Source organism: Variovorax sp. Root318D1 (assembly GCF_001424835.1).
Taxonomy (GTDB): domain Bacteria; phylum Pseudomonadota; class Gammaproteobacteria; order Burkholderiales; family Burkholderiaceae_C; genus Variovorax.
On record NZ_LMCQ01000024.1, the window covers coordinates 359,688 to 383,014 of the forward strand.

Genomic DNA, 23,327 nt, shown 5'->3' on the forward strand with positions numbered 1-23,327 from the left:
CCGTCGATGGGGTGCCTTGCGCAGCGAAATAAAGGAGGAGGCCGCAGGCCGGGGGACATTCGCGGAGAAAGGTACCCCGTCGGCGGGAGCGCGCCCTGAACAGCAGCCCTCGAATCCAACGCGACGGACAACAAAGCAAGCATTCATTTCAATGCTCGACAGCCATGTCGGAAGTCCAGCCGCGCGTCTTTCCAGGGTTCATCAACCCCATCGGATCGCTGCACTTCTTGAATTCGATCTGCTGCGTGTCGATGGTTTTCATGCCGCCGTCCTCGATGGTGACGACATGCGGGTTGAAGATCTTGCAGCCGCCCTGCGACTCGATCTCGCGGATCACGTCGTACTGATGGGCTTCGCCCTTCCAGCGCACCAGCAGGATGCCGAAGGTGCCGCACTCGCCGTTGGCGCGGGCGAAGTCCTGGTGCTGCAGCACGTCGTCGCCGAAGATTTGCAGATGGCGCTCGACTACCAACGGATCGAAGGGCTGCGCGTAGGCGACCTGCAGGTAGGTCCAGCCGCGGTCTGCCTTCAGCGCCTGCAGCGTCGTATGGTTGAACGCGCATTCATACGCGGGTGGCAGGCCGTCGGCGAGCAGCTCGGTCTCGGTGCCTGCGACGGAAATGGTGCCGCCATGCGCGGCAGCGAGCGCGCGGAAGCCGGTCATCGAATCGGGCGAGACCATGGCGAACGCCGCATGCCGGTCGCGCGGAAAGCGGTCGCGCATCGCCGTGTAGTAAGGCGAGAAGCGCGCCTCGACCGTCGAGAGCAGAAAGATGTCGAGCGTGGGTGCCTGCGCCGCGACGGCGAAGGCCAGCGCGCCGCGGTATGTTTCGAACAACACGGTGCAGTGCACCCATTCGACGGCCGGGCTCAGCGCGACTTCGACGTCCAGGATCACGCCGTTGGTGCCGTAGGCGTGGTGCACCTGCTGGATCTCGTCGCCCTGCAGTTCGATGACGCGCGGCTCGCGCTCCAGGGTCATCACGCGCGCGCGCAGCAGGTTGCCGGGGTCGCGCAGGATGCCGTGGCGAAACGAGCCGATGCCGCCGAAGCCGCCCGCAATGAAGCCGCCGATGCTGGCCACATGCCAGGTCGAGGGCCACATGCGCAGCGCCTGGCCCGTCTCGCGCGCCGCAAGGTCGATGTCGTGCATGCGCGCGCCGGCCTCCACGCGAATGCGGCCGGGCTGGATGTCGAGCACGCGGCACATCTGCGTCACGTCGAGCACGATGCCGCCTTCGAGCGGCACGCACTGGCCGTAGTTGCCGGTACCGCCCGCACGCACGGTGAGCGGCAGCTTCCACTTTGCGGCCGTGGCCGCGACCTGGCGCACGTCGTCCTCGGTGCTGACCTTGACGACGAGGTCGGCCACGCAGCCCGCGAGCTGCGCCGTGAGGATGGGGCTGTACCAGTAGAAGTCTTTGGAGAGCTGCTTGCGCTGGCTCGGCGCGGTGATCACATTGAGGCCGCGCAGGTCTTGGCGCACGGCATCCCAATCGACAGCAGGCACGATGGTCCTAGCGTTCACGGCGCATCTCGCTCTCGTGCCAGTGGCCGAGCACCAAGCGCGACAACGCGGCGAACACGATGAAGATCACGATGCCGAGCAGAGACACCAGCAGCAGCGCCGCAAACATCATCGGGATCTCGGTGCGAAAGCTCGATTCGAGAATGCGCGAAGCCAGCCCGGTCTCCTTGCCGGCGGTGCCGGCCGTGAACTCCGCCACCACCGCGCCGATCAGGCTCAGCCCGCCCGCGATCTTCAGGCCGGCCATGAAGTACGGCAGCGCGCTGGGTGCGAGCAGGTAGCGGAAGGTCTGCCACGGCGAGGCCTTGTAGAGCTGGAACAGGTCACGCAGATTGCTGTCAGCGCTTTTCAGTCCGATGACGGTGTTCGACAGGATCGGGAAGAAGGCCACGATCCATGCGCACAGCAGCAACGCCGCGGTGGTGCTCGATACGTAGATCAATATCAGCGGCGCGATCGCGATGATCGGCGTCACCTGCAGGATCACCGCGATCGGGAACAGGCCGATCTCCACCCACTTGAAGAGCGCGAACGCAATCGCCAGCAGCACGCCGCCCACGATGGCCGCGCCGAGCGCAAGCAGCGTGAGCTTGACGGTGAACCACAGCGCGCTAGAGAGCGAGCCCCAGTTGTCGAACAGCGTGCGCAGGATGAGCGAAGGTGCGGGCAGGATGTAGTGCGGAATGCCGTTGGCGCGAACCATCCATTCCCACGCCAGCAGCAGCACGATGACGATGCCGGCCGGCACCGCGATGCGCAGCATCGATTCGCGCCGGCGCAGCTTGTCTTCGTGCGCGCGCAGCATCGCTTCGGAGGGCGCGGCATCCGCGGCATCCATTGGCACGTCGGCCGGCACCGCAGGCTCAGTGATCGATGTCATGCAGCGCTCCATGCAGGGACCGCGACACCGCCGTGCAGTGCGCGTTGTAGCGGCTCGAGGTTCGAAAGTCCTCGCCGCGCGGATAGGGTTCGTCGATCCGGCTCTCGTCGATCACGCGGCCGGGCCGCGCCGCCATCACCACGATGCGGTTCGAGAGATACACCGACTCGTACACGCTGTGCGTGACGAACACCACCGAGAAGCGATGCTCGCGCCAGATGGCCAGCAGGTCGTTGTTGAGCTTGATGCGCGTCATCTCGTCGAGCGCGGCAAAGGGCTCGTCCATCAGCAGGAGGCGCGGGTGCGTGACAAGTGCGCGCGCAATCGACACGCGCATCTTCATGCCGCCCGAGAGTTCGCGCGGGTACACATCGGCGAAGCGCGAGAGGCCTACCATCTCCAGCACCTGCCGCACGACGGGTGCGGCCGCGTCGCGGCTTTGGCCCGCGAGCTTGAGCGGCAGCCACACGTTGTCGAACACCTTGGCCCAGGGCATGAGCGTGGGCTCCTGGAACACGAAGCCCAGGTCGCGGTCGCTCTGCGTCTTGCCCGTGTTGGCGCCGGACCACTGCATTTCGCCCGAACTGAGGCGGGTGAGCCCGGCGATCAGCCGCAGCGCGGTGCTCTTGCCGCAGCCGGAGGGCCCGAGAAAACTGATGAAGTCGTGTTCGCCGATGTCGAGCGTCATGCCCTGCAGTGCGAGCGTGCCGTTGGCAAAGCGCTTGCTGACGTGGCGCAGGCTGACCAGCGGGGGCGTGAGTTCAGAGGTCATTTCCAGGCCGGCTCGTTGGCAAGGCGCGAGAGCGGAAAGCGGTCTACTTCATGCAGCAGCTCGACGAAGCGGCGGCCCACGTGGTCGAGCACCGCGGCGCCCTTCTCGGCCGTGGCGCGCGTGGCATCGCCGGCCGCGCCCGATGGATTGATGTCGTGCATCTGCCAGCCGAGCTTGCCGCTCGGGGTGATGGAGAGGAACTTGTTTTCGGCGGCCAGCTGTTCGGTCATCGAGCTGAAGTTCTGGAACTGGTCCTTGCGCACGTAGTCGGGCGTGAGGTGCAGCATCACCGAGCTTTCGAGATCACCTGCGTGGATGCCGTGCTTGCCTTCATGCGCGGTGAAGAGCCCTTCCGGCAAACCCAGCGTGTACCAGTTGGCGGCGACGACCATCATGCCGTGCTCCTCGCGCAGGTCGCGCGCCACGATGTCCATCACGCTCATCTGGCCGCCGTGGCTGTTGTAGAGCACCAGTTTGCGCACGCCGGCCTTGGCAACGCAGGCGCCGATGTCCTTCCACAGCGAGATCAGCGTGGTGGCCGAGACAGTGAGCGTGCCCGGGTAGCGCGAATGCTCGTTGCTCTTGCCGTAGGGCACGGTCGGCAAAAAAAGCACCGGCAGGTCGTCGGGCAGGTGCGGCAGCGTGGCGCGCACCATGCCGTCGATGGTGGCCGTGTCGGTCGACATCGGCAGATGGGGGCCGTGCTGCTCGGTGGCGCCCACCGGCAGCACGGCGATGAGCCGTTCGCGGTCGAGGCGGGAGAACTCTTCGCTGGTCAGGTCGGACCAGAAGCGGCTGCGCAAGGGGACCGGGTTCATCGTGGCGTACCTCCTGGTGACGGGCAGTAAGGCCGCGATGATGATCTAAATTATCCGTTCGGTCAAAAAAAGGTCGGCGTATAGGTACCTCCAATCGCCCTCGCCCGAAGTGCCGCACCTACTTGATGGCCGCTCGGCTTGGGCATATAAGTCGTTTCATGGTTCCTTGACTCGTCGCAAGACGAAAGGGGGATGCTGTGAAAAGACGCATCTACTGGTTGATGCCCGACTTGGCGAGCGCCAGAAGGGCAATGGACGATCTGGTCCGGGCGCGCGTCGACGTGGCGCGCATTCATTTCGCCGGACCCGAAGGCATGGACATGTCCGGGCTCCATGCGGCCAACGTATGGCAAACCTCCGACCTCGTTCACGCAGCCAAGACCGGCTGGGTGGTCGGCAGTGCCTGCGGCATCGTCCTTGGCCTCGTGGCCGCGCTGATGTTTCCGATCGTCGGCGACGACCCCGAATGGGAGGTGGCGGTGTCGGTGGCCATCCTGGGTGGCCTGATCGGCGCCTGGTCGGCCAGCATGGTCGGCATTTCCATTCCAAGTCCCAGGCTGCAACGCTTCGAAGGCGCCATCGCGAATGGCCAGATCCTGCTGATGGTGGACCTGCCGCGTTCCCGCGTGCGGGACATCGAGGCGCTGCTGCAGTCCGCGCATCCCGAAGCCCGGTTCGAGGGTGAAGAGCCCCAGGTTCCGGCGTTCCTCTGAAGCGCGAATGAGTTCCTGAGCCTATGCAGAGCCGAGGGAACGCACATGACCATGGCCGTTGCCCTCTTGCTCATCGTGGCCGGCTCGGTGCTGTTTCACGTTTTCAATCCGTGGTGGACGACGCCCCTTGCTTCGAACTGGAAGCTGATGGACGACACCCTCGGCATCACGCTGGCGATCACGGGCATCTTCTTCATCGTCATCAACGTGTTCATTGCCTACATGCTGGTGCGCTTCCGCCATCGCGCGGGGCACCGCGCGGCGCATGAGCCCGAGAACAGGAAACTCGAGCGCTGGCTGATAGGCGGCACCACGGTCGCCATCATGGCGTTGCTGGCGCCCGGTCTCCTGGTGTACGCGAACTATGTCAGGGAGCCCCGCGATGCGCTTGTGCTGGAGGTGCTGGCTCAGCAATGGCAATGGCGTTTCCGCTTCCCGGGCGAGGACGGCAAGCTGGGCGCGACCGATGCGCGCTTCTTCAGCGCTACCAATCCGTTCGGGATCGACCCCGCCGACCGGACCGGGCAGGACGACCTGCTGATCGCAGGCCCCGAGGTGCATTTGCCGCTCGGCAAGCCGGTGCTGGTGCTGATGCGCTCGCACGACGTGCTGCACGATTTCTTCGTGCCGAACTTCCGCGCCCGGATGAACACGGTGCCGGGGCAGGTCAGCCGCTTCTGGTTCACGCCGACCGTCGCGGGCCGCTATGAAGCGCTTTGCGCGCAGCTGTGCGGCGTGGGGCATCCCAACATGCGCGGCCACGTGGTGGTGGAGGACCCGGCGGCGTACGGGGCCTGGCAGGCGGCGCTGCCGACCTTCGCCAAGTCGCAGATCAAGGCGCCCGAGGCCTCGGTCGGTGCCGTGCCGGCTGGCGGCGACGCACGCGTCCAGCAGGGGCGCGCGCTGGCGGATAGCAAGGGTTGCGTGGCCTGCCACACGATCGACGGCAGCCCACGGGTGGGACCGACCTGGAAGGGCCTGTACGGCAAGACCGAAACCATGGCGGACGGCTCCACTGCGCTGGTCGACGAAGCCTTTTTGCGCAGCTTCATCCTCGATCCGCAGGCGCGCCATGTGAAGGGCTTCCCGCCGGTCATGCCCAAAGTCGAGTTGACCGAAGAAGAGCTGGCCGCGCTGGTGGCCTATATCCAGAGTCTGGGCAGCCCGCCGGCGCAGGCTGCCGCCGAACAGAGGGCTCCCCGATGAACTCTCCCGCGCCCACGGGGCACGCCATGCCCCACGACGACGACGCCGGGCATCCCGCGCCGCAAAGTTTCCTCACCCGCTACGTCTGGAGCCAGGATCACAAGGTGATCGCCGTCCAGTACGCCTGCACCGCCATCGCGGTGGGCGTGGTGGGCGTGGTCCTGTCCAACCTGATGCGCCTGCAGCTTGGCTTTCCCGGCCAGTTCGAGTTCATCAACGCCGAGCGCTACTACCAGTTCGTGACCATGCACGGGATGATCATGGTGATCTACCTGCTCACGGCGCTGTTCCTGGGCGGCTTCGGCAACTACCTGATTCCGCTGATGGTGGGGGCGCGGGACATGGTCTTCCCTTACCTCAACATGCTGAGCTTCTGGGTGTACCTGCTGTCGGTGGTGGTCCTGATGGCGAGCTTCTTCGTTGCGGGCGGCCCCACGGGTGCGGGCTGGACGCTGTATCCACCGCAGTCGATCCTGCCCGGCACGCCGGGCCATACCGGGGGCATCATCCTGATGCTGGTGTCGCTGGTGATCTTCATCGTAGCGACCACCATGGGCGGCCTCAACTACGTGACCACCGTGCTGCAGGCGCGCTGCGAAGGCATGACGCTGCTGCGCATGCCGCTCACGGTGTGGGGCATCTTCGTGGCCACCATCCTTGCGCTGCTCGGCTTCCCGGCGCTGTTCGTCAGCGGCGTGATGCTGCTGCTCGACCGGACGGTAGGCACCAGCTTCTTCATGCCGGCGCTGGTGTCGATGGGGCAGCTGACCGGCTACAAGGGCGGCAGCCCGCTGCTGTTCCAGCACCTGTTCTGGTTCTTCGGCCATCCCGAGGTCTACATCGTGGCGCTGCCAGCGTTCGGCATCGTCTCCGACCTGATCAGCGTGCACGCGCGCAAGTGCATCTTCGGCTACCGCATGATGGTGTGGGCCATCATCGCCATCGGCGGACTCAGCGTGGTCGTCTGGGCGCACCACATGTTCGTGAGCGGCATGAATCCGTACTTCGGCTTCTTCTTCGCGACCACGACGCTGATCATCGCGGTGCCCACCGCGATCAAGGTCTACAACTGGCTCCTGACGCTGTGGCGCGGCGACATTCACCTGACGGTGCCGATGCTGTTCGCGCTGTCCTTCTTGTGCACTTTCCTCATCGGAGGACTGACCGGGCTGTTCCTCGGCAACGTGAGCGTGGACATCCCCCTGTCCGGCACCTACTTCGTGGTGGCGCACTTCCACATGGTGATGGGCGTGGCGCCGCTCTTGGTGGTGTTCGGCGGCATCTACCACTGGTTCCCCAAGGTCACCGGCCGCATGCTGGACGACCGGCTCGGAAAGCTGCATTTCTGGATCACCTTCCTCGGCACTTACGCGATCTACTTTCCGATGCACTACCTCGGTGTGCTGGGCATGCCGCGGCGCTATTACAACTTCGACGGCTACGACTTCATTCCGCCTTCGGCATTCACCATGAATGAGTTCATCACTGTGGTCGCGTTGATCGTCGGCGTGGGGCAGTTGCTGTTCATCTTCAACCTTGCCTGGAGTGCCTGGCGCGGCCAGCCGGCCGGCGCCAATCCGTGGCGCGCCGCCTCGCTTGAATGGCAGACGCCCGCCACGCCGCCGGGCCACGGCAACTGGGGCCCGCGGCTGCCGGTGGTCTACAGGTGGGCCTATGCCTACGCAGAGCCGGGTGCGGCGGAAGATTTCATTCCGCAGAACGCGCCACCGCAAGCCGGGCCCGGCAAACCCGAGCCAGAGGGCCAGAGCGAGGCCCCGGGAGCACCGGCATGAGCCCCCGATCGGCCGTTCCGAAGGGGGCTCGCACCGCAGTGCGGAGCACGGAGGTTGCCCAATGACTGCCGCACTGAACCGCTTCCAGGCCAACTCGCCCCACGGCGGCCGCCCTCGCGATGCGCATGCGAGCGCGGCCAGCATTGGCCTGTGGGTCTTCATGGGCGTGGCCACCGCGCTGTTCTCTCTTTTCATCGTCGCCTACGTGATGCGCATGAGCGGTGACGATGCAATCACGATCGCACTGCCGTGGCAACTCTGGCTCAGCTCGGCCCTGCTCGTGGCGGGCAGCGCGGCGCTGCAATGGGCCGTTGGCGCGTCGCGCGGCCGCGATCCGACGCGGGCCCGTCGCCTGCTGCTTGCCGGCGGCTTCTGCGCGGTGGCCTTCCTGGGCGGGCAGCTATGGGCCTGGCAGGCGCTGCTCGGCGCGCAGGTCATGCCGGCCGGCAACCCTGCGGGCAGCTTCTTCTATCTGCTGACCGCCATGCACGGGCTCCACCTCGCGGGTGGGCTGGTCGGGTGGGCATGGACGGCGCAGGCCGCATGGCCCGATCCTGCCGGGGCCGCATGGCGCATTGCGCTGTGCGCGCGCTACTGGCACTTCATGCTGGCGGTGTGGCTGGTGCTGTTCGCACTGCTGGGCTGGGTGACGCCGGACGTGGCGCGCTTCATCTGCGGCACATCCTGAGGAGGCGTTTCATGAACAACACCGCAACCGTCGCAGCAACGCCGTTGACTCCCGAGATCGCCGCCAGCGGCTGGCGCGGGCTGGTTGCCGACTGGTCTTCCGATCGCCAGGCGTTCCACGTCTCGTGGGGCAAGGCGATGATGTGGATCTTCCTGCTCAGCGACACCTTCGTCTTCAGCTGCTTCCTGACCGGCTACATGACGGTGCGCGTCTCGACCACCGTGCCGTGGCCCAACCCGAGCGAGGTGTTCGCGCTCCAGGTAGGGGGCGCCGACATACCGCTGCTGTTGATCGCGATCATGACCTTCGTGCTCATCACCAGCAGCGGCACGATGGCAATGGCCGTCAATTTCGCCTACCGCGGCGACCGCCTGAACGCCGCGACGCTGATGCTCGTGACCGCGACCTTCGGCGAACTCTTCGTCGGCATGCAGGCCTTCGAATGGTCCAAGCTGATCCTCGAAGAGGGCGTGCGGCCGTGGGGCAACCCGATGGGCGCGGCGCAGTTCGGCTCGGCCTTCTTCATGATCACGGGCTTTCACGGGCTCCACGTGTCGGCCGGCGTGGTCTTCCTGTTCGTGGTGGCCTTCAAGCTGATCCGCGGCGACTATGACAAGGCCGGCAATTACCAGATCGTCGAGATTGCCGGCCTGTACTGGCACTTCGTGGACCTGGTGTGGGTGTTCATCTTTGCGCTGTTCTATCTCTGGTGAGGACGACCATGACTCCCGTCTCAGGCCAACAACATCCGATCAGCCTCTATCTCAAGATCTGGGGGCTGCTGTTCGTGCTCAGCGCAATGTCGTACATGGTCGACTACTTCCATTTCGAGGGGTATCTGCGCTGGACCCTGATCATCATTTTCATGTTGCTGAAGGCGGGGTTGATCGTTGCCGTCTTCATGCACATGGCCTGGGAGCGGCTGTCGCTGGTCTATGCCATCCTGGTGCCGCCGCTGTGCCTGCTGGTCCTGGTCTGGCTGATGGCGGAGGAGGCCGGCCACACCCTCCTGACGCGGCTGCTGTTCTTCCACTGACGGCGCTGCCGCCGCTCAGCGCCGAACGATGTAGCGCGTGACCACCGGCTGTGCCTCGCCGATGTGGAATGCGAGCCGGCGCTCCCTCAGGGCCATGTCGCTGGCCGTGGCGCGGTTGAACCGCCGCAGGTGGTCGGTCCACGAGTCGTCGACGATCTGCTCCACATAGCGGCTGGGCTGCGCGATGTCGTGCAGCAGCTCCCAGCCGATCGCGCCCTGGCTCAGGCGCGCGCGGCGGGTCTGCTGCATCACGAGGTGAAATGCCGCGGCGCGCGCCGGCTCGATCAGGTATTCGACCGTGATCACCACGCGGCCGTCTTCCTGCGGCGCCTCGGCCGGCGGGCCGGCGGCCCAGCCGGCTTCGGCGGGGCGGGTGTCGTCTTCGCCGACGCCGTCGGTCACCCAGCGCAGGGCCACCAGCATCAGCAGCGTGCCGCTGGCGGCGGCGATGGCGAGGCTCAAGTAGAGCGACGTGACGGTCGCCACCTGGCCCCAGAGTGCTGCGCCGATCGCGCTCGCACCCATGATCGCCATCTGGTAGGTCGACATGCCGCGTGCGCGCACCCAGTCGGGCAGCGCAAGCTGCGCCGACACCGAGAGCGAATTGGCCACGGTGATCCATGCCATGCCGCCGAAGAACATCGCCGGCACCGCCACCCATGCATTGGGGGCAAAGGCCATCACCGCGGTGGCGAGCGACTGCAGCACCGTGCCGCGCAGCACCAGCTGGTCGCGCGTCAGCGCTTGGCGCAGCCGGGGCAGGAACAGCACCGCGATGATCGCGCCCGAGCCCATGGCGGCCAGCAGCAGCGTGAAGGTGCCGGCACCGCCGCCCTTCAGATTGCGCGCCAGGAGCGGCAGCAACGCGAGCAGGGCCGTGGAGTGGAAGAAGAAGATCGTGATGCGCGAGAGCACCGCCCGCATGCGCTGCGACTGCCAGACGAACTGCACCCCCACGCGCATCGCGCTGATGAGCTTCTCGCGGCCCAGTGGATTGGGCTTGTGCTCGCGCCGCCAGCGCAGCACCACGAAGCCCGAGGCCACCGACAGCACCGCGTTGAGCGCAAATACCCAGACGCTGCCCGCGCTGGCAATCAGCATGCCGGCCGTGAGCGGTCCGATGATGCGCGAGGCGTTCATCGCGATGCCGTTGAGTCCCAGTGCCGCCGGCAGCTGCGGCCGTGGCACCAGCTCGGGCACGATGGCCGAGAACACCGGCCAGCGCAGCGCCAGCCCGATGCCGTTGGCGAACGTAAGCGCCAGCAGGAGCGGCGCGGTCATCATGTCCAGCGCGATGGCCGCGCACAGCACGATGGCCGTGCCCGCGAGCCAGAACTGCGTGGCCACCAGCCAGCGCCGGCGGTCGAGAATGTCGGCCAGCGCCCCGCTGGGCAGGCCCAGCAGGAACACCGGCAAGGTGGAGGCCGACTGCACCAGCGCCACCCAGATGGGCGACGTGGTCAGCGAGGTCATCATCCACGCCGCCGCCACGTCGCTCATCCACATGCAGATGTTGGCAATGAGCCAGGTGCTCCACAGCATGCGGAACACGGGCAGCTTGAGCGGCACGAGCGCCGCAAACTTCGGTGGCTGCGGCCGCGCGGGGGGAATGGGTGTCTCGTCGGGCGATATCGGTGGCATGTGGCCCGATTGTGCCGATGACATCGAGACCGGTCGAAAAACCGGCAATCCGAAGGAGGGGCGTGGCGCCGGCAAGGCGGAGCGCCAGGGCCCGTCGGCCCTTGTGCAGCTAGCGTGCTAGGTGTCCGAGCGGCAGGGCGCTGCTGGCCTTCACCTCGCCCAGCGAGAAGCTGGTGTGCAGGTCCTTCACGTTCGGCAGGTTCATCAGCTGCTGCCGCGCGAAGGCCGAGAAGCCGTTCAGGTCCTGTGCCACCACCTGCAGCTCGAAGGTGCCGGTGCCGCTGATGTAGTGGCAGGCCACCACCTCGGGCATCTTGCGGATCGCCTCTTCCAGCTTGCGGGTGGCTTCATTGGTGACGCGCTCGGTGTCCACGCGCACGAAAGCGAGCACGCCAAGCCCGATCTTGTGGCGGTCGATCTCGGCGTGGTAACCCTTGATGAAGCCGGCTTCTTCCAGCGCGCGCACCCGGCGCCAACAGGGCGCGGCCGAGAGCCCCACGCGCTGCGCAAGCTCGGCGTTGGTCAGGCGGCCGTCGGCCTGCAGTTCTTGCAGGATTGCAAGGTCGAACTTGTCAATGCTTTCCATAATCGGCAATCTTAAGCAAGATTCTTTCTGAAAGGCGGTTTTTAGAGGCGAAGAACGCAAACACCTGTCGCGTACCCCGGCATACACTTTGCGTGATCATGGGCTCGCGCCCTACCGGGCACAGACCCATAGCCAATCAGCCAGGCCCACCAGGCCCTGCCAAACGGAGACAGACACATGAACGCACCGCTGCCCGAGCACATTCGCAAGGCGCTGGAAACCGTCACGCTCGACGACAAGTACTCGCTGGACTATGGCCGCGCTTTCATGAGCGGCGTGCAGGCGCTGGTCAAGCTACCGATGCTGCAGCGCCTGCGCGACAAGCAGGCCGGCAAGAACACGGCAGGCTTCATCAGCGGCTACCGCGGCTCTCCGCTCGGCGGCTACGACCAGGCGCTGTGGAAGGCCAGCAAGTTCCTGAAGGAACAGAACATTGTCTTCCAGCCTGGCGTGAACGAAGAGCTCGCTGCCACGGCTCTATGGGGCACCCAGCAGCTGGGCTTCTCGCCCGCCGGCACCAACAAGTTCGACGGCGTCTTCGGCATCTGGTACGGCAAGGGCCCGGGCGTGGACCGCTGCTCCGACGTCTTCAAGCACGCCAACATGGCGGGCACCACCGAATGGGGCGGCGTGATCGCGGTGGCGGGCGACGACCACATTTCGAAGAGCAGCACGGCCGCGCACCAGAGCGACCACATCTTCAAGGCTTGCGGCACGCCGGTGTTCTTTCCGACCAACGTGCAGGAAATTCTCGACCTGGGCATCCACGCCTTTGCCTTGAGCCGCTTCTCGGGGGTCTGGTCGGGCATGAAGACGATCCAGGAAATCGTGGAGTCGAGCGCGACGGCCATGATCGACCCGGACCGCGTCGAGATCGTCATTCCCACCGATTTCCAGATGCCGCCCGGCGGCCTGCACATCCGCTGGCCCGACCACGCGCTGGAGCAGGAAGCCCGGCTCATGCACTACAAGTGGTATGCCGCGCTGGCCTACATCCGCGCCAACCGGCTGAACCACAACGTGATCGAAGGTCCGAACGACCGCTTCGGCATCATGGCCAGCGGCAAAGCCTACAACGACACCCGCCAGGCCCTGATCGACCTGGGCCTGGACGACGCCACCTGCCGCCAGCTGGGCATCCGGCTGCACAAGGTGGGCGTGGTGTGGCCGCTCGAGGCGCAGCTCACGCGCGACTTCGCCACCGGCCTGCAAGAGATTCTGGTGGTGGAAGAAAAGCGCCAGGTCATCGAATACCAGCTGAAGGAAGAGCTCTACAACTGGCGCGCCGACGTGCGCCCCACCGTGCTCGGCAAGTTCAACGAGCTCGACGGCGATTTTTCCGGCGGCGAATGGGCCATGCCCAATCCCACCGCCAACACGCTGCTGCGCGCCAACGCCGACCTGAACCCGGCACTCATCGCCAAGGCCATTGCACAGCGCCTTCGCAAGCTCGGCATCCTGGACCAGGCCGGCGCCGACATGCATGCGCGCATCGATGCGCAGATGGCCATCCTCGAAGCCAAGGAGCGCTCGATGGAAGTGCTCAAGGTGGGCGGCGTGCAGGGCGCCGACCGCCAGCCCTGGTTCTGCTCGGGCTGCCCGCACAACACCAGCACCGTGGTGCCCGAAGGCTCGCGCGCGATGGGCGGCATTGGCTGCCACTTCATGGCCACCTGGATGGACCGTTCCACCATCGGCTTCACGCAGATGGGCGGCGAGGGCGTGCCGTGGGTGGGCCAGCAGCCTTTCACCACCGACCAGCACATCTTCGCGAACCTGGGTGACGGCACGTACTTCCACAGCGGCCTGCTCGCCATCCGGCAGAGCATCGCGGCGGGCGTGAACATCACCTACAAGATTCTCTACAACGACGCGGTGGCCATGACCGGCGGCCAGCAGGTCGGCGAGCGGCCCGAAGGCCACTCGGTGCTGCAGATTGCCGAAAGCCTGCATGCCGAAGGCGCCAAGAAGGTCGTCATCGTGACCGACGAGCCCGAGAAGTACGAAGGCGTGAACATCCCCGGCGACCACGTAGCGGTGAAGCACCGCGACCTGCTCGACGAGATCCAGCGCGAGTTCCGCGAGATCGCCGGCACCACCGCCATCATCTACGACCAGACCTGCGCCACCGAGAAGCGCCGCCGCCGCAAGCGGGGCACGGCCGTCGATCCGGCAAAGCGCGTGGTCATCAACGACCTGGTCTGCGAAGGCTGCGGCGACTGCAGCGTGAAGAGCAACTGCCTGTCGGTCGAGCCCCTCGAAACCGAGTTCGGCCGCAAGCGCACCATCAACCAGAGCAGCTGCAACAAGGACATGAGCTGCCTCAAGGGCTTCTGCCCCAGCTTCGTCACGGTCGAAGGCGGTCAGCTCAAGAAAAAGTCCAGGAACAAGGCCGATTCGCCGCTCGAGCTCGGTCCGTTGCCGGAACCGGCCGTGCCGGCGCTGGCGCAAGACCAGGTGTGGGGCATCGTGGTGGCTGGTGTCGGCGGCACGGGCGTCATCACCATTGGCCAGCTGCTGGGCATGGCGGCGCACATCGAGGGCAAGGGCATCGTCACGCAAGACGCGGCCGGCCTGGCGCAAAAGGGCGGCGCCACCTGGAGCCACGCGCTCATCGGCGCATCGCAGGACGCGATCCGGACCACGCGCGTGGGCACCGCCGCGGCCGACCTGATCCTGGCAGCCGATCCGCTGGTGGCCGTGAACGCCGAAACCCTGGCCCGCATGCGCGAGGGCCGCACGCACGTGGCGCTCAACACGCACAGCACGCCGACGGCCGCCTTCGTGCGCAACGCCAACTGGGTGAATCCGCAGGACGACTGCGCGAACCAGATCGCGCGCGTCGTGGGCGCCGAGGCGCTCGGCACCTTCGACGCCGATGCCGCCGCTACCACGCTGATGGGCGACAGCCTCTACGCCAATCCGATGCTGCTGGGCTTTGCCTGGCAAAAGGGCTGGATCCCGCTGGCGCTGGAGTCGCTGATGCGCGCCATCGAACTCAACGCCGTGGCCATCGACAACAACAAGGCCGCCTTCGCATGGGGCCGCCAGGCGGCCGCGAATCCGGCCGCGCTGCAAAAGCGCGTGCGCCCTGGCCAGGTGGTCGAGTTCAAGAAGCGCGAAACCGTCGACAGCCTGGTGGCGCGCCGGGTCGAATTTCTCACGGGCTACCAGAACGCGGCCTACGCCGACGAGTACCGTCAGTTCGTGGGCAAGGTCCGGCAGGCCGAATCGGTACTGGGCAAGACAGCGCTCGCCGAAACGGTGGCCCGCTACCTGTTCAAGCTCATGGCCTACAAGGACGAATACGAGGTGGCGCGCCTGCACACCGACCGCGCCTTCCTCGACCGGGTAGAAGGCATGTTCGAAGGCCAGATGGGCAAGGACTTCAAGCTCAACTACCACCTGGCGCCGCCCATCATCGCCAAGAAGAACAACAAGGGCGAACTACAAAAGCAGAAGTTCGGCCCCTGGATGCTCACCGGCTTCAGGCTGTTGGCGCGGCTCAAGGGCCTGCGCGGCACGGCGTTGGACATCTTCGGACGCACCGAAGAACGCAAGACCGAGCGTGCGCTCATCGGCGAGTACCGCGCCGCCATCGACGAGGTGATTGCCGAACTCAACGCCGAGAACCACGCGCTGGCGCTGGAGATTGCCAGCCTGCCCGAGCAGATCCGCGGTTACGGCCACGTGAAGGATCGCAACCTGGCTGCTGCCCGCACCCGCTGGAGCGAGCTGCTCGCCAAGTGGCGCAACCCGCAGCCGGTGCAGCGCTCGGCCGCCTGAGTTTCTGAAGGAAGGCGCCCGCGGCGGCCGGCCGGCTGCCGCGGCTGCCATTCAAAGAACGCTGCTATTCAAAGAAGAGCAGAGGAGGCGCGGCTGGCGCCCCTGGAAAGCCCTGCCCCCCGCGCCGGATAAGCGCGGAGCGCGGGGCGTTGCCACGAATACAATGCCCGGTGCTGTTCGCGGCCGATGCCGCTTCAAGCGCTGGTTCGCAGCCTTTTTCACAGGGCCGCGGAACCGCGAGCCCTGCTCGCGCTTCTGACATTACTCTTCTCTCTGCTGGAGACTCTCTTGTTCATTTCCTCTGCTTTCGCCCAAACCGCGCCCGCTGCTTCCGGTGGTGGCGACATGTTGTCCTCGCTCGGCAGCATGCTGCCCCTGGTGCTGATGTTCGTGGTGCTGTATTTCGTCATGATCCGCCCGCAAATGAAGCGCCAGAAAGAAGCCCGGGCCATGATCGAAGCCCTCGCCAAGGGCGATGAGGTGGCCACCGCCGGCGGCGTGCTCGGCAAGATCACCTCCATCGGCGACCAGTACCTCGGCCTTGAAATCGCCAATGGCGTGGAAGTCAAGATCCAGCGCAGCGCTGTGGTCCAGGTCCTGCCCAAGGGCGCTGTCAAGCAGTAATCAAAATCAAAGCGCGACCGGTCTTGCGCTTTGTGCGCAAGGCCTCAAGTCACGCCGTGTCTCGTTTCTGAAAAGCGCTTTCTCATGAACCGTTATCCGGTCTGGAAGTACGCGATCCTCGTGATCGTGCTGCTTGTGGGGTTGATCTATTCCCTGCCCAATTTCTTCGGCGAAGCACCGGCGGTGCAGGTGTCCGCGGCCAAGTCGACCGTCAAGGTCGACGCGGCCACGCAGGCGCGGGTCGAGGAGGCGCTGAAAACAGCGGGTGTCGTGCCCGACCGGTTCACGCTCGAGGGTGGCTCGCTGCGCGCGCGCTTCGCCACCGCCGACGAGCAGATCAAAGCGCGCGATGCGGTGCAGCGCGCGCTGGTGCCCGATCCGGCAGATCCTTCCTACGTGGTGGCGCTCAACCTGGTTTCGCGTTCGCCGGCCTGGCTCACGGCGCTGCACGCGTTCCCGATGTACCTCGGCCTCGACCTGCGCGGCGGTGTCGACTTCCTGCTGCAGGTCGACATGAAGGGCGCCATCGACAAGAAGGCCGAGTCCTTCGCGGGCGACCTGCGAACGACCTTCCGCGACAAGAGCATCCGCGGCACTTCGGTGAACCGCAACGGCCAGACGATCGAGGTTTCGTTCCGCGACGCGGCCGCGCTGCAAACTGCCAAGCAGCTGATCCAGGACCAGTTCCAGGATCTCACGACCACCGACACCCAGGACGGCAACGTCTGGCGCCTCACGGCCACCATCAAGCCTGAAGCCGCGCGCCGGCTGCAGGATGCGGCCCTGAAGCAGAACATCACCACCCTGCACAACCGCATCAACGAACTCGGCGTGGCCGAGCCGGTGATCCAGCAGCAGGGCCTCGACCGCATCGTGGTGCAGCTTCCCGGCGTGCAGGACACGGCCAAGGCCAAGGACATCCTGGGGCGCACCGCCACGCTCGAAATGCGCCTGGTCGATGAAAGCCCCGAAGGCCGCGCGGCCGAACTGAGCGGCGGCCCGGTGCCCTTCGGCTCCGAGAAATTCTTCGAACGCGACGGCCGTCCGGTGATCGTGAAGAAGCAGGTGCTCGTCACCGGCGAAAACCTCACCGACGCGCAGCCCGGCTTCGACCAGCAGACCAACCAGCCCAAGGTCGACCTGACCATGGACGCCAAGGGCGGCCGCATCATGCGCGACGTGAGCCGCGAGAACTTCAAGAAGCGCATGGCCATGCTGATCTTCGAGAAGGGCAAGGGCGAAGTGCTCACGGCCCCGTCGATCAACGGGGAGCTCGGCAACCGCTTCCAGATTTCGGGCTCGATGAACGTGGTCGAGGCCAATGACCTCGCGCTGCTGCTGCGCGCCGGCTCGCTGGCCGCGCCGATGGAAATCATCCAGGAACGCACCATCGGCCCGAGCTTGGGCGCCGACAACATCGAGAAGGGCTTCAAGAGCGTGATGTATGGCTTCTTGGCCATCATGGTGTTTATGTGCGCCTACTACGCACTGTTCGGCCTGTTCTCGTCGATTGCGCTGGCCGTCAACCTGATGCTGCTGGTGGCCATTCTCTCGATGCTGCAGGCTACGCTCACGCTGCCCGGCATCGCGGCCATGGCGCTGGCCATCGGCGTGGCCATCGACTCCAACGTGCTCATCAACGAGCGCGTGCGCGAAGAACTGCGCAACGGCGCTTCGCCGCAGGCGGCCATCCATGCCGGCTACGACCGCGCCTGGGGCACCATTCTGGATTCCAACGTGACCACGCTGATCGCCGGCATTGCCTTGCTGGCCTTCGGCTCCGGGCCGATTCGCGGCTTTGCGGTGGTGCACTGCATCGGTATCGTCACCTCGATGTTCTCCGCCGTGTTCTTCTCGCGCGGCCTCGTCAACTTCTGGTACGGCCAGAAGAAAAAGCTCAAGACGGTGTCGATCGGCACTGTGTGGCGGCCCAAGACCGACGGCAACGCCGTGGCCGAAGGCAAGTAAAGGTCAAGGACAAGCGCCATGGAATTCTTCCGCATCCACAAGACCATCCCGTTCATGCGCCACGCGTTGGTGCTGAACATCATCTCCTTCGTCACCTTCGCGCTGGCGGTGTTCTTCCTGCTGCACCGCGGTCTGCACCTGTCGGTGGAGTTCACGGGCGGCACCGTGATGGAAGTGGCCTACCAGCAGTCCGCAGACATCGGCAAGGTGCGCGAGGCCATCGGCAAGCTCGGCTATCCGGACGTGCAGGTGCAGAGCTACGGCACCTCGCGCGACGTGCAGATCCGCCTGCCTGCGCAAAAGGGCATGAACTCCGACCAGCAGAGCGCGCAGGTGATGCAGGCTCTCAAGGCGGTCGACCCGTCGGCCACGCAGCGCGGCATCGAGGTCGTCGGCCCGCAGGTGGGCGACGAGCTCACCACCAACGGCCTCAAGGCGCTGGGCATGGTGGTGGTGGGCATCATGATCTACCTGGCGTTCCGCTTCGAATGGAAGTTCGCCGTGGCCACCGTGCTGGCCAACCTGCACGACGTGGTGATCATCCTGGGGTTCTTTGCGTTCTTCCAGTGGGAGTTCTCGCTCGCGGTGCTGGCGGCGGTGCTGGCGGTGCTGGGTTACTCGGTCAACGAGTCGGTCGTGATCTTCGACCGCGTGCGCGAGAATTTCCGCCGCTACCGCAAGATGAACACGGTCGAGATCATCGACAACGCGATCACCTCGACCATCAGCCGGACCATCATCACGCACGGCTCGACGCAGCTGGTGGTGCTCTCGATGTTCTTCTTTGGCGGCCCGACGCTGCACTACTTCGCGCTGGCGCTGACCATCGGCATCCTGTTCGGCATCTATTCGTCGGCCTTTGTCGCGGCAGCCATTGCCATGTGGCTCGGCGTCAAGCGCGAGGATCTCGTCAAGGGCCCGGTCAAGCGCGACGGCGGTCCGGACGATCCGAACGCCGGCGCGGTGGTCTGACCCCCACCGAATTCGAGAGAAACGCGCCGCGCGATCCAGCGAAAATGCCGCAGGTGATGCACACTTGTGCGGTTGCGTTTCCCGAAGCAAGCTCCCGGTTGTCGCCAACCCACAGAGCCCCACTGGTCTTCCCGATCCTTCAATGAGCATTGCGCGGTCCGCCTCTTCCCTGCAGCTCGCACGCGAAACGCGCGAGCGCTTCGTTCTGGCGACCGGGGGCGTGTTCGCCCCGGTGGCGCAAGCCATCAGGGACCGCCTGACGCAACAGGCTTCGGAAATGGGCAATGCGCGTTCCATGCAGGAGAGCCGCGATGACTTCGTGGCCTTCCAGGCCCAGGCCTCCCACTGGGTGGCGCTTGCACAATCGGGCTGGCGCAAGTCGGCCGGTGCTGCCGGCGCGGCGCACGGTGTGTCGTCGAACGCGAAGCTGCGGCTCGAGCTCATCGACGACGACGCGATGGAGAGCAGTATTCTTGCATCGCGCCTGGCGCAGGTGATCCACGACAAGGCCAGCTTCGAACTCAGCGACCTTCGGCTGCGCATCCAGCACCTGGAAGGCTCCAGCGAACTCGACGCCAACGACGTGCTCCGGCCCGAATCGCTGGCCAAGCTGCTGGTCGACCAGTGGCTGGCCGCCGGCTTGAGCCGTACGCTGTGGGCGCGGGTGCAGGACACCGTGCAGCAGCAGCTCGTCGGCGTGGTCGTCAAGGCCTACGAAGACGCCAACGCGTTCCTGATTTCGCAGGGTGTGATGCCCGAGATCGATCTCAAGAGCTTTGTCCGGCGCACGGGCGCTTCCGGCAGCGGTGCGGGTGGCGGCGGGCCTTCGACGGTGCCCGGGTCTCCGTACGCCGCCGCTGCGCCGCAGGCTGCGGGCGCGCCCCAGGCCGCTGGCGCCGTGCACCGGCAAGGCTTCGATGCGCCGTCGCAGCCGCGAGGGTTCGCGCCTTCGGTACCGGCGATGACCACCGGCGGTTCGCCCTTGATGCTCGCCCGCCAGCGCGCGCAGACGGCGCTCCTGAGCCTCAAACGCTTCGTGGCCGCCCGCATCGGCGCAGACGTGTCCAACGCCTCCTCCTCCCCGACGACAACCGGAATGGATGGACGCGAGCCAGGTGCCGGACCGGGCATCGCCGGCGGGGCTTCTTCGCGCGCTGCCTCCAAGACCTTTGCGGGACTCATTGCCGAAGCCGAAGCCGCCTACAGGATGGCCGCCACGCAGTACATGGATGGTTCCGGGGAGCAGCAGGCCACCGTCATCCAGCAGGCTTCGGTCGACCTGCGGCGGCGCAGCGCGGAACTCAAGAAAAGGGCGCCGACCACTGCCGACAAGGCCACGGTCGAGATCGTGGCGCTCATGTTCCAGGCCATCCTCGCGGAAGAGCGCATTCCTTTCTCGGCGCGTGTCTGGTTTGCGCGGCTGCAAATGCCCGTGCTGCGCGTGGCCATTGCCGAACCCGAATTCTTCGGCACGCTGCAGCACCCGGCACGCATGCTGATCGACCGCATGGGCTCCTGCGTGATGGGCTTCGATGCGGCCGCCATCTCGGGCAGTGCGCTCGAGGGCGAGATCCGGCGCGTGGTGCAGGTGATCGAACAGTACCCGGAGACCGGCCAGCGCGTTTTCAAGCTGGTGTTCGACGAGTTCGTCGCATTCCTGAGCCGCTATCTCACGCAGAGCGACGCCACCCAGCGCGTCATGAGCGTGGCGCAGCAGGTCGAGCAGAAGGAAACGATGGCGATCCAGTACACCATCGAGCTGCGCAAGATGCTCAACGACATGCCGGTGCGCGAAGAGATCCGCGAGTTCCTCTTCAAGGTCTGGGCCGAGGTGCTGGCAATTGCCGCGTTGCGCTATGGCGCACAGGGCGAGCAGACGGTGATGCTCAAGCGCGTGGCCTCCGAACTGGTGTGGGCCGCAAGCGCCAAGCCCAACCGCGCCGACCGCGCCCGCGTGATCCAGGACCTGCCGCAGCTGCTGCAGCGCCTGCGCCTGGGCATGACCTTGCTCGGCATCATCGACGAGCCGCAAGAAGTGCACATCAAGACCATCGGTGCGACCCTGTCCGATGCCTTCCTCTCCAAAACCGAAGCCATTCCCGCGGCCAAGATCGAGGCCATGGCCGAGCGCCTGGCGCACCTGGAAGATTTCGTCAGCGACGACGGCGGCGCCTCCAGCCTGCCGCTCGACGCGAACAGCATCGAATTGCTGCTGGGCATGGATGCGGCTTCGATCGAGGTGGTGGCCGACATCGCGGGCGGCGCCCCGGCCGAAGACATGCTGGCGTGGGCCCACGAACTCGAGGTGGGCAACTGGTTCATGCTCGATCACAACGACCGCGTGAGCCAGGTGCAATTCGTTTGGCGCAGCGACCGCAAGCAACTGCACCTGTTTGCAACGGCCGACGGCCGCAGCTTCCTGATTCAGGTCGGCCGGCTGGCCAACTACCTGCAGGCCGGGCTGCTGGTGCCCGCCGAGGAAGAAACCCTCACGGTGCGCGCTACGCGCGAGGCGCTGGCCAAGCTGGATGCCAATCCAGAACGGCTGTTGAACTAGCGCTTAGTGCGCTACGCGGCCTTCGCGGCTTTCGCAGAGCTCGTCGAGCACCAGCGCGTCAGGCTCGATACCCGTGCTCCAGTGCACCATCAGCACGATGATCTTGAGCTCGTCGAGCGCGACCGGGTCGCCCGGCGCGGCCATGGCCCGTTCGACGACGATCTCGCGCAAGCCGCAAGACAGCACGTCCGACGACTCGAGAAAGCGGATGAAACCGAGGCAATCGGCGCCCAGGTGCTCCTGCTCGGCCTGCGAATAGACCCGCATGGCGTTGTCCGACTGCGGCAAGGCGGGCTCCGGTGCGCCGCGCAGCGTGACCGTGGCGACCGCCTCGTCGATGGCGCTTCGCTCGAATTGCAAGCCCTGCGTTGCAAGGCTCAGGCCGTCGAGCCATTGCAGCGCATCGCGAATTTCTTCTGCCTCGAAACCGTGCGCGCTGAGCTTGCGGCCCAGTTGTCCGGGTTCAGGGCAGGCATCGCCGCGCCAATAGTTTTCGTAGACAAACACGAGCACTTCGAACATGAGCCCAATATAGCCGAAGCCGGTCGTCCGCCCGCAAGCTTTGCGTGCTGGGCTCGGCAGACCAGGGGCTATGCCGCCGCAGCTCTTTGAAACAGACCGCCGGGCAGCCGCGCGACATGGCCGTCGAGCTCGAGTTCGAGCATCTTGGCCTGCAGCGCCGCGGCGCTCCAGCCGGTGCGCGCGCTCAATGCGTCGAGGCTCACGGGGTCGAAGCCGAGCGCTTCCAGAAGCGGATTCTCCGGTCCGATGGAGGAAGCCGGATCTTTCGTGTCCGCGTTCTCGAACAAACCCGGCGCGGCGCCGCCGGCCGCGCGCAGCGCCGGCAATTCTTCGAGGATGTCGTTCACCGATTCGACCAGCTTCGCACCCTGGCGGATCAGCGCATGGCAGCCGCGCGATTGCGGCGAGTGGATCGATCCTGGAATGGCGAACACTTCCTTGCCTTGCTCCGAGGTGAGCCGGGCGGTGATCAGCGAGCCCGATTGCAGCGCGGCCTCGACCACCAGCGTGCCGCGGGCCAGGCCGGCGATCAGGCGGTTGCGCTTCGGAAAATTTTGCGTGAGCGGGGGCGTGCCGAGCGGCAGCTCGCTCACGATCAACCCGTTCGCCATGATGCGATGCGCCAGGTCGCGGTGCCGGGCGGGATAGACGCGGTCGAGGCCGGTTCCCACCACGGCCACCGTGGCAAGCCGCGGCGCGTCTCCGGCGGCATCGAGCGCGCCCTGGTGTGCGGCCCCGTCGACGCCTAGCGCCAGCCCGGACACCACGGGCAAGCCGGCTTCGCCCAGTGCCCGCCCAAAGGCGCGGGCGTTCGCCGCGCCCTGCGGTGTGGGGTTGCGGCTGCCCACCACTGCAATGCTGTTGTCGAGCTGCGTCAGGTCGAAGGCCGCGGCGCCGAGCACATAGAGCATGAGCGGCGGGTCGGCCATTTCGAGCAGCGACGCGGGGTAGCCCGCATCGCCCAGCGTCACCAGGCGGCGCGTCGTGGCGCCGTCATCGGCGGTAGGCTGCAGCCATTGCCAGGTCTGGTCGATCTGGGCCTGGAGGCCGTGCGGCGCCTGCTGCAAGGCATCGGCTTGTGCCGCCGACACGACTTGCCGGAGCGCGGCGCTGGTCTCCGCAAAAATTTTCTCGGGCAGGCCGAAGGCCGCCAACAGCCGGCGCGCGGCCCCGTCGCCGATGCCCGGCGTCAGTGAAAGCCGCAGCCAGCCTGCGAGTTCTGCGCGTTCCAAATGAA

The 23,327-nt window shown here is 66.1% G+C and carries 19 protein-coding genes; 11 read left to right on the forward strand and 8 right to left on the reverse strand.

The features are described 5' to 3' along the window. Nucleotides 1–148: 148 nt before the first annotated feature. Genes ASC78_RS24545 through ASC78_RS24560 form a run of 4 tightly spaced genes read right to left on the reverse strand, consistent with a single transcriptional unit; the run spans nucleotide 149 to nucleotide 3,998 of the window. Nucleotides 149–1,528 (reverse strand): FAD-binding oxidoreductase, encoded by a 1,380-nt coding sequence (locus tag ASC78_RS24545; protein WP_055807663.1) that lies wholly within the window; start codon nucleotides 1,526–1,528, stop codon nucleotides 149–151. Beyond that, nucleotides 1,518–2,408, reverse strand: coding sequence for an ABC transporter permease (locus tag ASC78_RS24550; RefSeq protein WP_200934363.1), 891 nt, complete (start codon nucleotides 2,406–2,408; stop codon nucleotides 1,518–1,520). The genes ASC78_RS24545 and ASC78_RS24550 overlap by 11 nt, the downstream gene beginning before the upstream one ends. Beyond that, the gene (locus ASC78_RS24555) at nucleotides 2,392–3,180 is read right to left on the reverse strand and encodes an ABC transporter ATP-binding protein (RefSeq protein WP_055807668.1); all 789 of its coding nucleotides are present in this window, start codon (nucleotides 3,178–3,180) and stop codon (nucleotides 2,392–2,394) included. The genes ASC78_RS24550 and ASC78_RS24555 overlap by 17 nt, the downstream gene beginning before the upstream one ends. Continuing rightward, nucleotides 3,177–3,998: a creatininase family protein gene (locus tag ASC78_RS24560; protein ID WP_055807671.1), complete on the reverse strand. Its 822-nt coding sequence runs from the start codon at nucleotides 3,996–3,998 to the stop codon at nucleotides 3,177–3,179. The genes ASC78_RS24555 and ASC78_RS24560 overlap by 4 nt, the downstream gene beginning before the upstream one ends. A gap of 197 nt (nucleotides 3,999–4,195) precedes the next feature. On the opposite strand from ASC78_RS24560, the gene ASC78_RS24565 reads away from it, so the two are divergent. From ASC78_RS24565 to ASC78_RS24590, 6 genes are all read left to right on the forward strand, one after another. Beyond that, on the forward strand, nucleotides 4,196–4,711 hold the full coding sequence (locus tag ASC78_RS24565) for a hypothetical protein (protein ID WP_055807673.1): 516 nt from the start codon (nucleotides 4,196–4,198) through the stop codon (nucleotides 4,709–4,711). A gap of 45 nt (nucleotides 4,712–4,756) precedes the next feature. Next, on the forward strand, nucleotides 4,757–5,917 hold the full coding sequence (locus ASC78_RS24570; RefSeq protein ID WP_055807677.1) for a cytochrome c oxidase subunit II: 1,161 nt from the start codon (nucleotides 4,757–4,759) through the stop codon (nucleotides 5,915–5,917). Nucleotides 5,918–5,943: 26 nt separating this feature from the next. Continuing rightward, nucleotides 5,944–7,710, forward strand: a complete 1,767-nt coding sequence (gene ctaD, locus ASC78_RS24575; RefSeq protein ID WP_055807681.1) for a cytochrome c oxidase subunit I — start codon at nucleotides 5,944–5,946, stop codon at nucleotides 7,708–7,710. 61 nt (nucleotides 7,711–7,771) lie between these two features. Continuing rightward, nucleotides 7,772–8,398, forward strand: a complete 627-nt coding sequence (locus ASC78_RS24580) for a bb3-type cytochrome oxidase subunit III (protein WP_055807683.1) — start codon at nucleotides 7,772–7,774, stop codon at nucleotides 8,396–8,398. A gap of 11 nt (nucleotides 8,399–8,409) precedes the next feature. Next, nucleotides 8,410–9,111 carry a heme-copper oxidase subunit III family protein gene (locus tag ASC78_RS24585; RefSeq protein ID WP_055807686.1) on the forward strand — a complete coding sequence of 234 codons (702 nt, stop codon included), beginning with the start codon at nucleotides 8,410–8,412 and terminating at the stop codon, nucleotides 9,109–9,111. Nucleotides 9,112–9,119: 8 nt separating this feature from the next. Beyond that, entirely contained in the window at nucleotides 9,120–9,434 is a 315-nt protein-coding gene (locus ASC78_RS24590; RefSeq protein ID WP_055807689.1) for a cytochrome C oxidase subunit IV family protein, read from the forward strand. 15 nt (nucleotides 9,435–9,449) lie between these two features. On the opposite strand, the gene ASC78_RS24595 is transcribed toward ASC78_RS24590, so the two are convergent. After that, a complete protein-coding gene (locus ASC78_RS24595; RefSeq protein WP_055807910.1) occupies nucleotides 9,450–11,075 on the reverse strand; it encodes an MFS transporter in 1,626 nt (541 codons plus the stop codon). A 109-nt stretch (nucleotides 11,076–11,184) separates the two neighbouring features. After that, complete coding sequence (locus ASC78_RS24600; protein WP_055807692.1) at nucleotides 11,185–11,661, reverse strand: Lrp/AsnC family transcriptional regulator; 477 nt, start codon at nucleotides 11,659–11,661, stop codon at nucleotides 11,185–11,187. 177 nt (nucleotides 11,662–11,838) lie between these two features. On the opposite strand from ASC78_RS24600, the gene ASC78_RS24605 reads away from it, so the two are divergent. The 5 genes from ASC78_RS24605 (at nucleotide 11,839) to ASC78_RS24625 (ending at nucleotide 21,568) form a co-directional block, all read left to right on the forward strand. Beyond that, nucleotides 11,839–15,447 (forward strand): indolepyruvate ferredoxin oxidoreductase family protein, encoded by a 3,609-nt coding sequence (locus ASC78_RS24605; protein ID WP_055807695.1) that lies wholly within the window; start codon nucleotides 11,839–11,841, stop codon nucleotides 15,445–15,447. A gap of 288 nt (nucleotides 15,448–15,735) precedes the next feature. Continuing rightward, on the forward strand, nucleotides 15,736–16,071 hold the full coding sequence (yajC, locus tag ASC78_RS24610) for a preprotein translocase subunit YajC (protein WP_055807698.1): 336 nt from the start codon (nucleotides 15,736–15,738) through the stop codon (nucleotides 16,069–16,071). Between the two features lie 84 nt (nucleotides 16,072–16,155). Next, on the forward strand, nucleotides 16,156–18,039 hold the full coding sequence (secD, locus tag ASC78_RS24615) for a protein translocase subunit SecD (protein WP_055807700.1): 1,884 nt from the start codon (nucleotides 16,156–16,158) through the stop codon (nucleotides 18,037–18,039). A gap of 18 nt (nucleotides 18,040–18,057) precedes the next feature. Then, nucleotides 18,058–19,011, forward strand: a complete 954-nt coding sequence (gene secF, locus ASC78_RS24620; RefSeq protein ID WP_055807702.1) for a protein translocase subunit SecF — start codon at nucleotides 18,058–18,060, stop codon at nucleotides 19,009–19,011. 142 nt (nucleotides 19,012–19,153) lie between these two features. Further along, complete coding sequence (locus ASC78_RS24625; protein WP_055807705.1) at nucleotides 19,154–21,568, forward strand: DUF1631 family protein; 2,415 nt, start codon at nucleotides 19,154–19,156, stop codon at nucleotides 21,566–21,568. 3 nt (nucleotides 21,569–21,571) lie between these two features. Here the strand turns inward: ASC78_RS24625 and ASC78_RS24630 are convergent, their stop codons facing one another. Both ASC78_RS24630 and dprA read right to left on the reverse strand, forming a co-directional pair. Then, a complete protein-coding gene (locus ASC78_RS24630) occupies nucleotides 21,572–22,090 on the reverse strand; it encodes a DUF494 family protein (protein ID WP_055807708.1) in 519 nt (172 codons plus the stop codon). A gap of 68 nt (nucleotides 22,091–22,158) precedes the next feature. Continuing rightward, entirely contained in the window at nucleotides 22,159–23,322 is a 1,164-nt protein-coding gene (gene dprA, locus ASC78_RS24635; RefSeq protein WP_055807711.1) for a DNA-processing protein DprA, read from the reverse strand. Between the last annotated feature and the right edge of the window lie 5 nt (nucleotides 23,323–23,327).

Excerpts from the sequence above, each read along its gene's own strand:
- secF (WP_055807702.1), top strand. The coding sequence starts at position 18,058 with ATGGAATTCTTCCGCATCCACAAGACCATCCCGTTCATGCGCCACGCG.
- ASC78_RS24625 (WP_055807705.1), top strand. The coding sequence starts at position 19,154 with ATGAGCATTGCGCGGTCCGCCTCTTCCCTGCAGCTCGCACGCGAAACG.
- secD (WP_055807700.1), top strand. The coding sequence starts at position 16,156 with ATGAACCGTTATCCGGTCTGGAAGTACGCGATCCTCGTGATCGTGCTG.
- ASC78_RS24580 (WP_055807683.1), top strand. The coding sequence starts at position 7,772 with ATGACTGCCGCACTGAACCGCTTCCAGGCCAACTCGCCCCACGGCGGC.
- ASC78_RS24560 (WP_055807671.1), bottom strand. The coding sequence starts at position 3,998 with ATGAACCCGGTCCCCTTGCGCAGCCGCTTCTGGTCCGACCTGACCAGC.
- ASC78_RS24590 (WP_055807689.1), top strand. The coding sequence starts at position 9,120 with ATGACTCCCGTCTCAGGCCAACAACATCCGATCAGCCTCTATCTCAAG.
- ASC78_RS24600 (WP_055807692.1), bottom strand. The coding sequence starts at position 11,661 with ATGGAAAGCATTGACAAGTTCGACCTTGCAATCCTGCAAGAACTGCAG.
- ctaD (WP_055807681.1), top strand. The coding sequence starts at position 5,944 with ATGCCCCACGACGACGACGCCGGGCATCCCGCGCCGCAAAGTTTCCTC.
- ASC78_RS24570 (WP_055807677.1), top strand. The coding sequence starts at position 4,757 with ATGACCATGGCCGTTGCCCTCTTGCTCATCGTGGCCGGCTCGGTGCTG.
- ASC78_RS24550 (WP_200934363.1), bottom strand. The coding sequence starts at position 2,408 with ATGACATCGATCACTGAGCCTGCGGTGCCGGCCGACGTGCCAATGGAT.
- ASC78_RS24630 (WP_055807708.1), bottom strand. The coding sequence starts at position 22,090 with ATGTTCGAAGTGCTCGTGTTTGTCTACGAAAACTATTGGCGCGGCGAT.
- ASC78_RS24585 (WP_055807686.1), top strand. The coding sequence starts at position 8,410 with ATGAACAACACCGCAACCGTCGCAGCAACGCCGTTGACTCCCGAGATC.
- ASC78_RS24605 (WP_055807695.1), top strand. The coding sequence starts at position 11,839 with ATGAACGCACCGCTGCCCGAGCACATTCGCAAGGCGCTGGAAACCGTC.
- ASC78_RS24555 (WP_055807668.1), bottom strand. The coding sequence starts at position 3,180 with ATGACCTCTGAACTCACGCCCCCGCTGGTCAGCCTGCGCCACGTCAGC.
- ASC78_RS24595 (WP_055807910.1), bottom strand. The coding sequence starts at position 11,075 with ATGCCACCGATATCGCCCGACGAGACACCCATTCCCCCCGCGCGGCCG.